Annotated in this window: 12 protein-coding genes; 3 read left to right on the top strand and 9 right to left on the bottom strand. The window is 73.1% G+C overall.

From position 1 onward, the window contains the following. The first annotated feature begins 19 nt into the window (after positions 1 to 19). The gene (locus tag CEB94_RS22245) at positions 20 to 2,548 is read left to right on the top strand and encodes a DEAD/DEAH box helicase (protein WP_175433888.1); all 2,529 of its coding nucleotides are present in this window, start codon (positions 20 to 22) and stop codon (positions 2,546 to 2,548) included. Here the strand turns inward: CEB94_RS22245 and CEB94_RS22240 are convergent. The 7 genes from CEB94_RS22240 to ssd all read right to left on the bottom strand — a co-directional run bounded on the left by CEB94_RS22240 (position 2,439) and on the right by ssd (position 7,592). Further along, on the bottom strand, positions 2,439 to 2,978 hold the full coding sequence (locus tag CEB94_RS22240; protein WP_425472478.1) for an Rv3654c family TadE-like protein: 540 nt from the start codon (positions 2,976 to 2,978) through the stop codon (positions 2,439 to 2,441). The two genes, CEB94_RS22245 and CEB94_RS22240, sit on opposite strands and share 110 nt — an antisense overlap. Then, positions 2,975 to 3,334 (bottom strand): TadE family type IV pilus minor pilin, encoded by a 360-nt coding sequence (locus CEB94_RS22235; protein WP_175433887.1) that lies wholly within the window; start codon positions 3,332 to 3,334, stop codon positions 2,975 to 2,977. Before CEB94_RS22235 ends, CEB94_RS22240 begins: the two co-directional genes overlap by 4 nt. Continuing rightward, the gene (locus CEB94_RS22230) at positions 3,321 to 3,530 is read right to left on the bottom strand and encodes a DUF4244 domain-containing protein (protein WP_175433886.1); all 210 of its coding nucleotides are present in this window, start codon (positions 3,528 to 3,530) and stop codon (positions 3,321 to 3,323) included. The genes CEB94_RS22235 and CEB94_RS22230 overlap by 14 nt, the downstream gene beginning before the upstream one ends. Positions 3,531 to 3,600: 70 nt before the next feature. Then, positions 3,601 to 4,401: a type II secretion system F family protein gene (locus tag CEB94_RS22225; RefSeq protein ID WP_175433885.1), complete on the bottom strand. Its 801-nt coding sequence runs from the start codon at positions 4,399 to 4,401 to the stop codon at positions 3,601 to 3,603. Beyond that, positions 4,398 to 5,270 carry a type II secretion system F family protein gene (locus CEB94_RS22220; RefSeq protein ID WP_175433884.1) on the bottom strand — a complete coding sequence of 291 codons (873 nt, stop codon included), beginning with the start codon at positions 5,268 to 5,270 and terminating at the stop codon, positions 4,398 to 4,400. The genes CEB94_RS22225 and CEB94_RS22220 overlap by 4 nt, the downstream gene beginning before the upstream one ends. Further along, on the bottom strand, positions 5,254 to 6,483 hold the full coding sequence (locus CEB94_RS22215; RefSeq protein WP_175433883.1) for a TadA family conjugal transfer-associated ATPase: 1,230 nt from the start codon (positions 6,481 to 6,483) through the stop codon (positions 5,254 to 5,256). Before CEB94_RS22215 ends, CEB94_RS22220 begins: the two co-directional genes overlap by 17 nt. Further along, positions 6,480 to 7,592 (bottom strand): septum site-determining protein Ssd, encoded by a 1,113-nt coding sequence (gene ssd / locus CEB94_RS22210; protein WP_175433882.1) that lies wholly within the window; start codon positions 7,590 to 7,592, stop codon positions 6,480 to 6,482. The genes CEB94_RS22215 and ssd overlap by 4 nt, the downstream gene beginning before the upstream one ends. Positions 7,593 to 8,166: 574 nt before the next feature. Here ssd and CEB94_RS22205 point away from each other — a divergent pair. Then, a complete protein-coding gene (locus CEB94_RS22205) occupies positions 8,167 to 9,000 on the top strand; it encodes an HAD family hydrolase (RefSeq protein ID WP_175433881.1) in 834 nt (277 codons plus the stop codon). Between the two features lie 333 nt (positions 9,001 to 9,333). Here CEB94_RS22205 and CEB94_RS22200 read toward each other — a convergent pair whose 3' ends face one another. Together CEB94_RS22200 and CEB94_RS22195 are read right to left on the bottom strand one after the other, a co-directional pair. Next, positions 9,334 to 10,158: a Fic family protein gene (locus tag CEB94_RS22200; RefSeq protein WP_175433880.1), complete on the bottom strand. Its 825-nt coding sequence runs from the start codon at positions 10,156 to 10,158 to the stop codon at positions 9,334 to 9,336. A gap of 90 nt (positions 10,159 to 10,248) precedes the next feature. Continuing rightward, complete coding sequence (locus tag CEB94_RS22195; protein WP_175433879.1) at positions 10,249 to 11,514, bottom strand: polysaccharide deacetylase family protein; 1,266 nt, start codon at positions 11,512 to 11,514, stop codon at positions 10,249 to 10,251. A 291-nt stretch (positions 11,515 to 11,805) separates the two neighbouring features. Here CEB94_RS22195 and CEB94_RS22190 point away from each other — a divergent pair, with 291 nt between their 5' ends. After that, positions 11,806 to 14,175: a bifunctional SulP family inorganic anion transporter/carbonic anhydrase gene (locus tag CEB94_RS22190; RefSeq protein WP_175433878.1), complete on the top strand. Its 2,370-nt coding sequence runs from the start codon at positions 11,806 to 11,808 to the stop codon at positions 14,173 to 14,175. Positions 14,176 to 14,378 lie beyond the last annotated feature (203 nt).

The following is a 14,378-nucleotide window of genomic DNA, read 5'->3' as shown; positions in this document are numbered from 1 at the left end:
GGACGCTTCGCCAGCCGCGATGGCATTCAATCACTTACCGGCAGGCGTGCACGACGCCTTGGCTCCATTGTCCGTCACGCCAGTGACACACTCGGTGCCGATGGCCAAGAATCACCGATCCGATCGAACCCCGACGGACCCCGCCTCCCGACCCGCGCCGGGCGCGGTCCTGGACCGGCTCGCGTCCGGTCCGGGCAGGGCTTCGCGCATTACTCATACGGAGCACTTGCCCCCACGTGAGGGTCGGCATGCCGTCTGGCCGGACCGGATCCGCGCGGAGGTCGTCGCGGCCGTGCGAGCCGCGGGCATCGAACATCCCTGGGCCCACCAGGCACGCGCGGCCGAGCACGCCCTGGACGGCGAGTCGGTCGTCGTCGCCACCGGCACGGCCTCCGGCAAGTCCCTGGCCTACCTCGTGCCGGTCCTGTCCACCCTTGTGGAGGGCGCGGAGGCACCGAACGGCCGCGGCGCGACCACCCTCTACCTGGCTCCGACCAAGGCTCTCGCGGCGGATCAGTGCCGTTCCGTGAAGGAACTTTCACAACCTTTGGGCAATTCCGTCCGCGCGGCCGTGTACGACGGCGATACTCCGTTCGAGGAACGCGAGTGGATCCGCCAGTACGCCAACTACGTCCTGACCAACCCGGACATGCTGCACCGCGGCATCCTGCCGTCCCACCCCCGCTGGTCCTCCTTCCTGAAGTCGCTGAAGTACGTCGTCATCGACGAGTGCCACACCTACCGCGGTGTCTTCGGCTCGCACGTCGCCCAGGTGCTGCGCCGACTGCGCCGACTGTGTGCCCGCTACGGCGCGTCGCCCGTGTTCCTGCTGGCCTCCGCTACCGCTGCCGAGCCAGCGGTGGCCGCCGGTCGCCTCACCGGTGTGCCGGTGCTGGAGGTGGCCGACGACGCCTCCCCACGCGGTGAACTGGTGTTCGCCCTCTGGGAACCGCCGCTGACCGAGCTGCACGGCGAGAAGGGCGCCCCCGTCCGCCGCACGGCCACCGCCGAGGCAGCCGACCTGCTGACCGACCTCACCGTGCAGGGCGTGCGCTCGGTCGCCTTCGTCCGCTCCCGGCGCGGCGCGGAGCTGATCGCGGTCATCTCCCAGGAGCGTCTGGCCGAGGTCGACCCGTCTTTGGCCCGGCGTGTCGCGGCGTACCGAGGCGGCTATCTCCCCGAGGAGCGCCGCGCTCTCGAACAGGCCCTCCATTCGGGTGAACTGCTGGGCCTCGCCGCGACGAACGCCCTCGAACTCGGCATCGACATCTCAGGCCTCGACGCGGTCGTCATCGCCGGCTACCCGGGTACGCGCGCCTCCCTGTGGCAGCAGGCGGGCCGGGCCGGACGGTCCGGGCAGGGCGCCCTGGCCGTCCTGGTCGCCCGCGACGACCCGCTGGACACCTTCCTCGTCCACCACCCCGAGGCCCTGTTCGACCAGCCCGTCGAATCGACCGTCCTCGACCCGGACAACCCTTACGTGCTGGCCCCGCACCTGTGCGCGGCCGCCGCGGAGCTGCCCCTGACGGACGAGGACCTCGACCTGTTCGGCCCGGCCGGCGCGGGCCTCCTGCCGCAACTGGAGGCCGCGAAGCTGCTGCGCCGCCGCACCAAGGCCTGGCACTGGACCCGCCGCGAGCGCGCTGCCGACCTGACCGACATCCGCGGGGAGGGCGGACGCCCGGTCCAGGTCGTCGAAACCGGCACGGGCCGGCTGCTCGGCACGGTCGACGCGGGCGCCGCGCACTCGACGGTCCATGAGGGGGCGGTCCACCTCCACCAGGGCCGCACGTACCTGGTGCGGTCACTGGACCTGGAGGACTCCGTCGCCCTCGTCGAGGAGGCCTCCCCGCCGTACTCCACGGTCGCCCGCGACACGACGTCGATCTCCGTCCTGGAGACGGATGTCGAGATCCCGTGGGGCGACGGCCGCCTCTGCTACGGCTCCGTCGAGGTCACCAACCAGGTCGTCTCCTACCTCCGCAGACGGCTCATCACCGGTGAAGTGCTCGGTGAGACCAAACTCGACCTCCCTCCTCGTACGCTGCGCACCCGCGCCGTGTGGTGGACCGTCACCGAGGACCAGCTGGACCGGGCCCGGATCAACCCCGAGATCCTCGGCGGCTCCCTGCACGCCGCCGAGCACGCGTCGATCGGCCTGCTGCCCCTCTTCGCGACCTGCGACCGCTGGGACATCGGCGGCGTGTCGATCCCGCTCCATCCCGACACGCTCCTGCCCACGGTCTTCGTCTACGACGGCCATCCGGGCGGCGCGGGCTTCGCAGAGCGCGCCTTCCACACCGCCCGCACCTGGCTGACCGCCACCCGGCAGGCCATCGCCTCCTGCGAGTGCGACGCCGGCTGCCCGTCCTGCATCCAGTCCCCCAAGTGCGGCAACGGCAACGACCCGCTGCACAAGAGAGGGGCGGTGCGGCTCCTCACGGTGCTCCTGGAGGGGGCTCCGGAGGAGAAGGAGCGGGCGGACCAGGCGCCCGAGCAGCCGCCGTCAGATCCGGCGGAGTCGTCGCAGGCCCCGCCCGCGCCCTGACCTCCGCCGTGAACGGCCCCCGTCCCGACGCCGCCGTCACGTCCGAGATCTCCCCGGCGACCTGACACCGCACGAGCCGCACGCCCTGTGCCCGGGCCACCCGGCCGGCCCGGGCACAGGCCGCCGTACCGCCGTCGGCCCAGTGGTCCGCCGCGGCGAGCGCCGCCAGATCCGCACCGCCTGCCGCACGATGCCGGATGACGACGGCCTGCCCGAGCGCGAGGACGACACCGAACACCACGCACAGGACGGCGATCGCCCCGACGCTCCAGACACTGGCGGACCCCCGGTCCGAACCGACGCTCCAGACACGGGCGGACACCCGGTCCGAGCCGACGCTCCAGACACCGGCGGACCCCCGGTCCGAACCGGCGCTCCGGACGGCGGCCGGCGCCCGTCCCGAGCCGGCCTTCCTCCGGTGCCGTCTCATCTGCCCACCGCCTCCTCCACCGACGCCACGGCCTCCTCACGCACGGCGAAGGACAGACCGCGCAGCACCGGCGGCCGGGCCACGACGACCACCCGGACGTGCTCAGCGTCCCGGCTGACGGTCACCTTCGCGCCGGGCGGCGCCGCCTCGCGGGTCAGCTTCACGACCGCGCCGGGCGGGTCCTGGCGGGCCGCCGCACGCGCGCCGGTCCGGGCCGCGTCCACGCACTGGATCTGCGCGGCCACGACCAGCAGCCCCCACACCAGCGCCATCGCGAACATCACCAGCACGGGCAGCACCACGGCCGACTCCGCCGTGACGAACCCCCGGTCCGCGCCCCGCTCACATCCGCGCATTGAGGGCTTCCGTCACGATGTTCTGGAGCTCCGCGCTGACCGGGCCGCTCGTGACGACCTTGTAGAGCACCACCGCGAACGCCACCGCCGCGACGATCCCCATCGCGTACTCGGAGGTCACCATTCCCGCGTCCCTCCGCGCCGCACGCATCCCGCACACCAGGGCACGCAGCCGTGCCCGTACCGCCTGATACATCTCAACCCCCGTAGGAAAGAGTCCGAACTTCTCTTGGTTGTCGCTCACTTGCTTCCGATCCGTCGCCGCGTCATCCACCACCCCCTCCGAGCACCCCGCCCGCGAGCCCGATCACCACGGGCAGCACGCCGACCGCGATGAACGCGGGCAGGAAGCACAGCCCGACCGGCGCGCTGACCATCACGCCCGCCCGGCGGGCCCTGGCCGTCGCGGCACGGCCCCAATCGGCCCGGGCCTCCGCGGCGAGCCGCGCGACCGGTTCCGCGGCGGGCATCCCGGACACATCGGCCCGTTCGAGCAGCCGGGCCAGACCTCCGGCGCCCGGGACGGCACCCAACCTCCGCCAGGACGCGCCCGGTTCGCCGCCCAGCCGTACCTCCGCCGCACCCCGGGCGAGGGCGTCCCCGACCGGGCCTCCCAGGGCCTCTCCCACCGCCTGCGCGGCGATCACCGGGCCGGCGCCCGCCGCGATGCAGGCCGCCAGCAGGTCGGCGGCAAGGGGCAGTTGCCGCGCCGCCTCGGCGAGGCCGGGCGCTCCCGGGCCCGTGGCGGCCGCCTCCTGCCTCAGCCGCCACCGCCACCGCCACCACCCCACCGCTCCGGCCAGTCCCACGGCGGCCCCGGTGAGACCTTCGAGAAGCACCCATCCGGCGCACGCCACGCCGACAGGGACCAGCCAGGTCCGCGCGGCCCCGCGCAGTGCCGGCCGCGGGACGGGAGCAGCCGCTTCTCGGGCCCCCGACAGCCCTGTCAGCCGACGGCGCATCCTCCGGCGGCGCCGCGCCTCCACCAGCCACCGCGCCAGCCATCCGCAGGCCAGCACGAGCCCCACGGCCACCCCCAGCCTGTGGACAACTTCCGCGCTGCTCATGCCGCCGCCTCCGCGCCCCGCACGATCCGTTGCACCCACCACAGCCCCAGGCCCTCCAGGACCCCGCCGGCCACCAGACAGCCCAGCCCCGCCCCGGTGTGCAGCAGCACGTGGAGGGGGCGAGCCCCGAGCGCGGTGCCGATGAGCAGCCCCAGGGCCGGCAGCCCGGCGAGCATCACCGCCGTGGCCCGGGCGCCCGCCAACTGGGCCCGCAGATCGGAGCGCTGGTCCCGTTCCGCGCGCAGGGCGGCGGCGAGCCGGTCGAGGCCGGCCGCGAGCCCCGCGCCCTGGTCCACGGCCACCCGCCAGCACGCCGCGAGTCCCCGCAGTCCCTCGGCACCCGGTTGCCGTGCCGCCGTCGCGAGTGCGTCCGGCACATCGCCGCCGAACCGCGCCGCCGCCAGCACCGTCGCCTGCGCGTCCGCGAGTCCGCCGCAGTCCCGCGCGGCCCGCAGCAGCGCCTCACCCGGCTGACGTCCGGCCCGCACCTCGCCGGCGAGCGTCCCGCACAAGGCGATCACCGCGTCGGCCCGGCGCTCCCGGTCCCGCCGGGTCCGGCCGGCCAGCCGGGCCCGGCGCAGCAACGGCACCCCGGCCGCCCCCAGGACGGCCGGCAGCACCGACGCCCCGAGTACCGCCAGCACCAGCCCCGCCACCGGTGACCACCACTCGGCCCGCAGCCGCCCGCAGACGCCCCGCAGCCCACCGGTCATCCGCCGCCACCCGGGCGGCCCGTCCCCTGCGGCTGCGCTGCCCGCGAGGAGCAACCGCGCACGCCGCGCCGCGTCCTGACGCTCACCCAGCATCCAGACAGCCGCCCCCATGCACGCCACGGCCCCAGCCATCGACATCTCAGGCATCCCCGTCATGACTCGCCTCCTCCACCTCGGCCTCGCCCGGGCCGCCGTTCCCATTCGCCTCGCCCCGAAGCAGCCCCCGCAGCCGCTCCCACCCCCGCTCGCGCACGAAGGCCTGCGCCCCCCACCGCAGCGCCGGCACCGTCCGCACCAGCCCCGACGGGCCCCGCTCCAGCACATGCACCTCAGCGACCCGCCGCCGCCCGGCCCGGTCGCGCACCAGATGCAGCACCACGGAGAGGGCGGCCGCCAACTGGCTGTGCAGCGCGGCCCGGTCGAGCCCGGCGGCCGTGCCGAGCGCCTCCAGCCGGGCCGGTACATCGGCGGCGGCGTTGGCGTGCACGGTCCCGCAGCCGCCCTCGTGGCCGGTGTTCAACGCGGCCAGCAGATGCACCACTTCGGGTCCGCGCACCTCGCCCACGACCAGCCGGTCCGGCCGCATCCGCAGCGCTTGGCGCACCAGGTCCTCGAGGGTGACGAGGCCCGCGCCCTCCTGGTTGGCGGGTCTGGTCTCCAGCCGCACGACGTGCGGATGGTCGGGCCGCAGTTCCGCCGAGTCCTCGGCGAGGACGATCCGCTCGTCCGGTCCCACCAGCCCCAGCAGGGCACTGAGCAGCGTGGTCTTGCCGGTGCCGGTGCCGCCGCTGACGAGGAAGGACAGCCGGGCCTCGAGCAGGGCGCGCAGCACGCGGTCCCCGCCCGGCGGCACCGTGCCCGCCGCGACCAGCTCGCCGAGCGTGAAGGCACGCGGCCGTACGACCCGCAGGGACAGGCAGGCGCAGCCCACGGCCACCGGCGGCAGCACCGCGTGCAGCCGGGTCCCGTCGGGCAGCCGGGCGTCGGCCCAGGGCCGGGCGTCGTCCAGGCGGCGTCCGGCGACGGCGGCGAGGCGCTGGGCGAGCCGCCGCACGGCCGCCGCGTCCGCGAACCGCACCGGCGTCAGCTCCAGTCCGCCGCCCCGGTCGACCCAGACCCGGTCCGGGGCCGACACCAGCACGTCCGTCACCGACGGATCGGCGAGGAGCGGCTCCAGCGGCCCGCTGCCCACCAGCTCGGACCGCAACTGCGTGGCGGCCCCCAGGACTTCGGCGTCCCCGAGGACCCGTCCCTGCTCCCGCAGGGCCTGCGCCACGCGCGCGGGAGTCGGCTCGGCCCCGCTCTCGGCCAGCCACCGCCGCACCCCGTCGAGCAGCGCCGCGCCCTCGAGTCCGGCCAGGGTGCTCATGCCGCACCCGCCTCGACGAGGGCCCGCTCCCAGAACTCCCTGCAGAACCGGGCGAGGGGTCCGCGGGGGACGGCACCCGGTGGCGCGGTGTCCTCGTCCGGGCGCGACAGCCCCGGCTCGGCCGGCACCTCGCCGACCAGGGGCAGTCCGAGCAGCCGGGCCACCTCACGGTCGTCGAGCCCCGGTGGGTAGGGCCCGCGGACGGCCACCCGCAGATCCCGCAGGACCATGCCGACCGCGGAGGCCACCCGCCTCGCGGCCGCGACGGCCCGCAGTTCGGCGGGCACCACCAGCACGCCCACGTCAAGCTGGGTGAGGACCTCGGCGACGCCGTCGTCGATCCGGCGCGGCAGGTCGACCACGACCGTGCCGCCCCGGCGCCGGGCCGCCGCGAGCACGGCGCGCACCGCCTGCGGCGGGACCGCGATCCGGTCGCCGCGGTCCCAGCTGAGCAACCGCAGTGAGTGCAGCTCGGGCAGCGACTCCTCCAGGGCTCCCCCGCCGACCCTGCCGCGCGAGGAGGCGAAGGCGGGCCAGCGCAGTCCTTCGGCCGTCTCACCGCCGAGGAGTACGTCGAGTCCGCCGCCCAGCGGATCGGCGTCCACGAGGAGGGTGCGCAGTCCCTCCCGCGCGGAGGTGACGGCGAGGGCGCACGCGAGCGTGGACGCTCCGGCCCCGCCCCGGCCGCCGATGACGCCCACGGTGAGGGCGGGCCGTCCGACGCCCTCGGCCACGTCGGCGATCCGGTCGACCAGCCACTGCTCGCCGTCGGGCAGCATCAGGACGTGCTCGGCGCCGATCTCGACGGCCCGCCGCCACACCCCGGAGTCGTCCTGGTCCCGGCCGACGAGCACCACGCCCCTTCTGCGCACGGCCCCGCGCACCCGCCGCGCGGCGTCGTCGCCGACCAGGACGAGCGGCGCGGCCTCCCAGCTGCCTCTGCGCTCCGGCACCCCGTGGTGCACCTCGGGTGTGGCGCCCGCCGCCGCGCACAGGCGCAGCAGATCGTCGAGGAGTTCGGTGTCCTCGGTGACGATCAGCGGTCCGCCCTGCCGCCCTCCGGCGGCCGGCGGCGGGTCGTGTGTGACGGTTCCGGCCACGGTTTCCATCCCCCTTCGCTGCATGACTCGCACGGCCCCTGCGGCCCCGCGATTCCCAAACGTGGGAGGAACCGACAAGCGGCCTCCCTGTGAACGGCCGACAGAAACCGGCCGAACGCACCCGGGTACTCGGAACCGGCCATGAACTCGCCGCGAGCGGGACGCGTTGGAATCACGGTGCAGCGATCCCGGAAATCGTGTGGATCTTGGTCGATAACTGTGGACGTCCCGGGGGTTGTGAATATCGGCGTCACCCATACCGGTGAGCCACTGAGGCTCTCTGTGCGACTTCCACAGAGCAGTCCGACAACTACGCACCGTCACAAGCCATGGGCATGACAACACATCACTCGAGGCCGTAACCGAGCGGCTGTCAGGCCGTGCGAAGAAGGAGAAAACGCATCCGGACATGCGACGACCCCCGCCGGGGGGGAGAGCGGGGGTCGTCCCCACGGCCGACTCGGGGGGGGAGGAGTCGGGCCGGGTTAGCACGGTCGCGAACGATCCGTGACTTCCATGGTGTACCCGAGAGCCTTCTCAGGCAAACCCACGCGCCCCACCTTACGCCGAATGGGCTGCCCCTATGCTCTGGGGCGTGGAAAACCACTCGTTGCCCCGCACAGCCGCCTTCTTTGACCTGGACAAGACGGTCATTGCGAAGTCGAGCACGCTCACGTTCAGCAAGTCGTTCTACCAAGGCGGTCTGATCAACCGCCGGGCCGTCTTGCGTACCGCATATGCCCAGTTCGTCTTCCTGGCCGGCGGCGCCGACCACGACCAGATGGAGCGCATGCGCGCATATCTGTCCGCCCTGTGCCGCGGGTGGAACGTGCAGCAGGTCAAGGAGATCGTCGCCGAGACGCTGCACGACCTGATCGACCCGATCATCTACGACGAGGCCGCCTCCCTCATCGAGGAGCACCACACCGCCGGCCGCGACGTCGTGATCGTGTCCACCTCGGGCGCGGAGGTGGTCGAGCCGATCGGCGAGCTGCTGGGAGCGGACCGCGTGGTCGCGACCCGCATGGTGGTGGGCGACGACGGCTGTTTCACCGGCGAGGTGGAGTACTACGCGTACGGCCCGACCAAGGCCGAGGCCGTCAGGGAGTTGGCCGAGTCCGAGGGGTACGACCTCAGCCGCTGCTACGCCTACAGCGACTCGGCGACCGATGTGCCGATGCTGGAATCCGTCGGCCACCCGCATGCCGTGAACCCGGACAGGGCGCTGCGCCGAGAGGCCCTCGCGCGCGGGTGGCCGATCCTGGACTTCCACCGTCCGGTCCGGCTCAAGCAGCGGATCCCCGCGTTCTCCGTACCGCCGCGCCCGGCGCTCGTCGCGGTCGCCGCGATAGGCGCCGCCGCGGCCACCGCGGGACTCGTCTGGTACGCGAACAGGCGCCGGGCGACGGTCGCTTGACCTGCGGCCGGCGCCGTCCTATTTGAACCCAAAAGTAAAGAAGTACAGCCTGGACTTCCGCTTACTCCGGGGCAGGAGTACAAAGGACTCAACGGCCCGCGAGACCAAGGACATCCGAGAGGATCACCTTTTAACGCATTTGGCCCCACGGACCGAGCATGAACACCGGGCACCCACGCGACGTCGACCCGTCGAATACGGGCCAGCCGCACCAGGGACGGGCAAAGCTCCCGACCTGATGGGCATATTTCGAGGACGCTTGGTAACTCGATGCTCATGCCAGCGGCGGTACGAGAACTCGTACCGCCGCATTACTTTTCCGGCCGGGCGACGTCACGCCGCTCCGCGCTGCAGCGCCTCGCACACCGCCATCGACTCGCGGGCCCCCAGTTCGAGCGCCCTGCCGCAGTGGGCGATCCAGGCGGCGACGCCCTCCGAGGTACCCGCGACGTACCCGGCGAGGGCTTCCAGGTAGGCGTCGCGTCCCAGCTCGGCGTGGCCGACCTCGGCCGCGCAGACCGACTTGGGATCCAGGCCGCTGCCGACCAGGACGATGCGTTCGGCCGTGCGGGCGACCAGTCCGTTGTGGGAGGTGAAGGGGCGCAGCGCGAGGAGTTCGCCGTGCACGACGGCCGCCGTCACCAGCGCCGGTGCGGAGCCGCCCGCGATGATCAGCCCGGCCAGTCCGTCCAGCCTGCCGTGCGCCTCGGTGGCACTCGGCAGCGGCAGCCCGACGAGCGGCTCGTCGACCTGCTCGCCCTCCTTACGGGGCCGCCCCACCTGGTCGCCCTGGTCCGCGGCCGCCACCAGGTGCAGCCGGGCCAGCACCCGCAGGGGGGACTGCCGCCAGATCGACAGCAGCTGGCCCGCCTCCGCGGTGAGCCGTAGGGCGGCGCCCACGGCGCGGGCCTCGTCGTCGCCGCTGAAGTCCGTACGCCGGCGTACCTCCTCCAGCGCCCAGTCGGCACCGGACAGCGCGGCCGAGCCGCGGGCGCCGCGCAGAGCGGCCTCGGAGGTGATCGCGTTGCTGCGCCGCCGCATGACCCGGTGCCCGTAGACCCGGTCCACGGCCTTGCGTACGGACTCCACGGAATCGGCCACTCCGGGCAGCGCCCCCAGGGCCGCGAGGGGATCGGCGCTCGCGCCTGCTGTACTCATGAGTACGACCCTACGCACCCTGGGGCCCCGTCCCCCGGCGGAGTGGCCTTCTTCACGCGCGCGTGCGCCCGGTGGTGTCCGCCCGGAGGGTTACCCCCTGGCCGCCGGAGCCCCGGGCACGCCCCTGGGTGCCGGGGCGGGCCGGTCCGACAGGAAGGACGCCCAGCCCTGCTTGGGCGCCTCGCCGACCCGCAGGGTGCGCAGCTTCTCCAGCGTCTTCGGGTCCTGCGCGTCCAGCCAGTCCACGAGCTGCCGGAACGAGACGCAGCGCACCTCTTCCTTGGTGCACACCCTCTCGATGACCTCCTCGACGGCCCGCATGTAGGTGCCGCCGTTCCAGGACTCGAAGTGGTTGCCGATGATCAGGGGCGCGCGGTTGCCGTCGTAGGCCCGCTGGAAGCCCTTGAGCAGGCCGTCGCGCATCTGGTCGCCCCAGAAGTCGTGCATGGCGGGGTTGCCCTGGGTCTTGGTGCCCGACTGGTTGACCATGAAGTTGTAGTCCATGGTGAGCTGCTCGAAGGAGTGGCCGGGGAACGGCACGAGCTGCATGGACACGTCCCACAGCCCCTGCTTCTTCTTCGGCCAGACCTGGTCGCTGACGCCGCTGGTGTCGTAGCGGAAGCCCAGGTCGCGGGCCGCCCTCATGAAGTTGCGCTGACCCTCGAGACAGGGCGTGCGGGCGCCGATGAGCTCCTTGTCGTAGTCGAAGGGCAGCGGGGACGCGTGCTTCAGGCCGGTGTTGGTCTTCCAGGTCTTCACGAACCGCTTGGCCTGGGAGATCTCGTCCTTCCAGTCCTCGACCGACCACTCACCGACGCCGCCGCCACTGCCGCAGAAGTGGCCGTTGAAGTGGGTGCCGATCTCGTTGCCCTCCAGCCACGCCAGGCGCAGCTGCTTCACCGTGGCGGCGATGCCGCGGCGGTCGTTGAAGCCGATGTCGGAGCGGCCCGGGGAGTGCTGCGGCGGCCGGTACTGGTCACGTTCGTCGTCCGGCAACATGTACACGCCGCTCAGGAAGTACGTCATGGTCGCGTTGTTGTCCCTGGCGACCTTGCGGAAGTGGGAGAACAGCTTCTGGCTGTCCTCGCCCGCGCCGTCCCAGGAGAAGACGACGAACTGCGGGGGCTTCTGGCCGGGCCGCAGGCGTTCTGGCCTGGGCAGGTGCGGCTGGGCGCCGGTGTAGGCCGTGGAGCCGTCTCCGATCAGCCGGACCGCGCTCTTCGGCGCCTGTGCCGGCGTCGCCTTCTGCGGGTCGGGGTTCTCCTGCCGGGGGGTGCCGGTCGCGCAACCGGCGAGCGATGCGGCGCAGACAGCGGCGATCACGGAGCCCGCGGCGATCCTGTGGGTGGCGGCCATGTTCCGCCCACCTTCTTCCTTCTCTCGGGTGCGGACAGCGCCGCCAAATTCGCACGAGACCGAGAAGGAATAAGTACGACAAGCCGATCAAATGGCCACTTCACTCTTCGGGGTGATTTATTCGCCCATTTGCCCGTAAAGTCTATGCTCGCCCTTTACTCTGCATTACGATCCGTTTACCGAGCGTTGATTCATCCCGCCGATTTACGCCGTGACCGCCGCGACCGAACCCCGCCCCGAGCGGGGCCCCACAGTTACGCGACCGCGCAGCCCCGGAGGAGACGGGAAACCATGTCAGCCTGCGTCCCCACACGCGCCGCCGACCCCAATCGCACCGAGCGCACCCATCCGCCCCACAGTCCGCCCCCGGCCGGGCCCCGCCGATTCCGGATCGCGGGTGCCGATGTGTCGGCCTCGATCGCGGTCTTCCTGATCGCCCTGCCCCTGTCCCTGGGCATCGCCCTCGCCACCGGCGCCCCCCTCCAGGCCGGCCTCGTCGCCGCCGCCGTGGGCGGGCTGGTCGCCGGGCGGCTCGGCGGCTCCCCGCTCCAGGTGAGCGGACCGGCCGCCGGTCTCACCGTCGTGACCGCCGACCTGATCCAGCGCTACGGCTGGCGGACGACCTGCGCCATCACCATCCTGGCCGGCCTCGCCCAACTCGGCCTGGGCTGCCTGCGCGTCGCCCGCGGCGCCCTCGCCGTCAGCCCCGCCATCGTGCACGGCATGCTCGCCGGGATCGGCGTCACCATCGCCGTCGCACAGCTGCACATCGTGCTCGGCGGCACACCGCAGAGTTCCGTCCCGGACAACCTCCGTGCGCTGCCCGCCCAGTTGGCGCAGATGCGCCCCGCGGCCGTGTCGGTGAGCGTGCTGACCCTGGCGCTGCTGCTGCTCTGGCCGAGGCTGCCCGGCCGGGCCGGACGGCTGCTGCGCAAGGTCCCGGCCGCGCTCGTCGCCGTCACCGGAGCCACCGCGGCCGCCGCCCTCGCCGGGCTCCGCCTACCCAAGGTCGACCTGCCGTCCTGGAGCAACCACGCCCTGGCCGGACTGCCCGAGGGCCCCGTGCTCGGCCTGATCGCCGCCGTGCTCACCACCACGCTGGTGTGCAGCGTGCAGTCGCTGCTCGGCGCGGTCGCCGTGGACAAGCTGGTGGCCGGCCGCCCGGGACTGTCCGCCCGTGTCGGGCGCTCCCGCCTCGACCGCGAACTGCTCGGGCAGGGCGCCGCCAACATCGTCTCCGGCTCGCTCGGCGGACTGCCCATCGCGGGTGTGGCCGTGCGGAGTTCGGCGAATGTGCACGCGGGTGCGATCAGCCGGAACTCCACGATGCTGCACGGCGTTCTCGTAGTGATCGCCGCGCTGCTGATGGTCCCGATCCTGGAGCTCATCCCGCTCGCCTCGCTCGCCGCCCTGGTGATGGCCGTCGGCATCCAGATGGTGTCCCTGAACCACATCCGCACGGTGACCCGCCACCGAGAAGTCTGGGTCTACGCCGTCACCACCCTCGGCGTGGTCTCCCTCGGCGTCCTGGAGGGCGTGGCGCTCGGCATCGCCACGGCCGTCGGCGTCGCCCTGCACCGCCTCACCCGCACCCGCATCACGCACGAAGACAGGGAAGGAGTCCATCACGTACACGTCAGAGGACAGTTGACGTTCCTTGCGGTGCCACGGCTCAGCCGGGCCCTGCATCTCGTGCCCCACGGTGCCGACACCGTCGTCGAGCTGGACGGGTCGTTCATGGACCACGCGGCGTACGAGACGCTGCAGGACTGGCAGAAGACCCACACCGCGCAGGGCGGCACCGTCGAGATCACCGGCCGGCATCCCGGCACCCGCATCTCCGAGCCCCAGGTCGGCGGTGACTGCCGTTGTCGGCCCTGGACACCCTGGCGCAACCACCAGTGCGACGGCCCCCAGTCCCTACCGGTCGCCGGGAAGAACCCGGACGGGTCGAACCGCTCCGAGCCGGACCCGACGGGCACCGGCGGTGCCAGCGGGCACGAACTGGCGCGTGGCATCAGCGCGTTCCAGCGCAACACCGCGCCCCTGGTCCGCAGCGAGCTGGCCCGGCTGGCGCGTGAGGGGCAGCGGCCTTCGCAGCTCTTCCTGACCTGCGCCGACTCCCGGCTGGTCACATCGATGATCACCTCCAGTGGTCCGGGTGACCTGTTCGTCGTGCGCAACGTGGGCAACCTCGTCCCGCGCCCGGGCGAGGAGAGCGGCGACGACTCGGTGGCGGCCGCCATCGAATATGCCGTGGACGTGCTGCGGGTGCGGTCCATCACGGTGTGCGGGCACTCGGGATGCGGCGCCATGCAGGCGCTGCTCAACTCCGAGCCCGGCGGCGCCCGGACCCCGCTGAAGCGGTGGCTGCGGCACGGGCTGCCGAGCCTGGAGCGCATGGCCGACAAGAGCCTGCCCTGGGGCAGGCTGGCCGGGCGGTCACCCGAGGACGCGGTCGAGCAGCTCTCTCTGACCAACGTCGTCCAGCAGCTGGAGCACCTGCGCGCCCACGACTCGGTGGCCCGGGCCCTCGACGAGGGCACCCTGGAGCTGCACGGGATGTACTTCCACGTGGGCGAGGCCGAGGCCTACCTGCTCACCGAGACGGACGACGGCGGCGTCTTCGACCGTGTACGGGAGTCGGACCTGACGGCATGAGCCGGGCGCCGGGCCAGGGTGTCTTCCTGCCCGGCACCGGTTGAGGGTGTGCCCCCGATCGAGCCCGGGGCACACCCAGTGGCCCCCCGCCGCGGACGGGCCGGACCCTGGGCCGGGGAGGCTGCCGACCGCCCGGCACCCCCGCCTGACCGCTCCGCCCCTCCAGAACGCCGTCGTGGCTCTCCTCCGCTCCTCTGCGACCC

Source organism: Streptomyces hawaiiensis, assembly GCF_004803895.1.
In the GTDB taxonomy this organism is placed as follows: domain Bacteria; phylum Actinomycetota; class Actinomycetes; order Streptomycetales; family Streptomycetaceae; genus Streptomyces; species Streptomyces hawaiiensis.
This window is presented reverse-complemented; position numbering and strand designations above follow the sequence as displayed.

Excerpts from the sequence above, each read along its gene's own strand:
- CEB94_RS22195 (WP_175433879.1), bottom strand. The coding sequence starts at position 11,514 with ATGGCCGCCACCCACAGGATCGCCGCGGGCTCCGTGATCGCCGCTGTC.
- CEB94_RS22240 (WP_425472478.1), bottom strand. The coding sequence starts at position 2,978 with ATGAGACGGCACCGGAGGAAGGCCGGCTCGGGACGGGCGCCGGCCGCC.
- CEB94_RS22205 (WP_175433881.1), top strand. The coding sequence starts at position 8,167 with ATGCTCTGGGGCGTGGAAAACCACTCGTTGCCCCGCACAGCCGCCTTC.
- CEB94_RS22235 (WP_175433887.1), bottom strand. The coding sequence starts at position 3,334 with ATGCGCGGATGTGAGCGGGGCGCGGACCGGGGGTTCGTCACGGCGGAG.
- CEB94_RS22200 (WP_175433880.1), bottom strand. The coding sequence starts at position 10,158 with ATGAGTACAGCAGGCGCGAGCGCCGATCCCCTCGCGGCCCTGGGGGCG.
- CEB94_RS22215 (WP_175433883.1), bottom strand. The coding sequence starts at position 6,483 with ATGAGCACCCTGGCCGGACTCGAGGGCGCGGCGCTGCTCGACGGGGTG.
- CEB94_RS22245 (WP_175433888.1), top strand. The coding sequence starts at position 20 with ATGGCATTCAATCACTTACCGGCAGGCGTGCACGACGCCTTGGCTCCA.
- CEB94_RS22220 (WP_175433884.1), bottom strand. The coding sequence starts at position 5,270 with ATGACGGGGATGCCTGAGATGTCGATGGCTGGGGCCGTGGCGTGCATG.
- CEB94_RS22230 (WP_175433886.1), bottom strand. The coding sequence starts at position 3,530 with ATGTATCAGGCGGTACGGGCACGGCTGCGTGCCCTGGTGTGCGGGATG.
- CEB94_RS22190 (WP_175433878.1), top strand. The coding sequence starts at position 11,806 with ATGTCAGCCTGCGTCCCCACACGCGCCGCCGACCCCAATCGCACCGAG.
- CEB94_RS22225 (WP_175433885.1), bottom strand. The coding sequence starts at position 4,401 with ATGAGCAGCGCGGAAGTTGTCCACAGGCTGGGGGTGGCCGTGGGGCTC.
- ssd (WP_175433882.1), bottom strand. The coding sequence starts at position 7,592 with ATGGAAACCGTGGCCGGAACCGTCACACACGACCCGCCGCCGGCCGCC.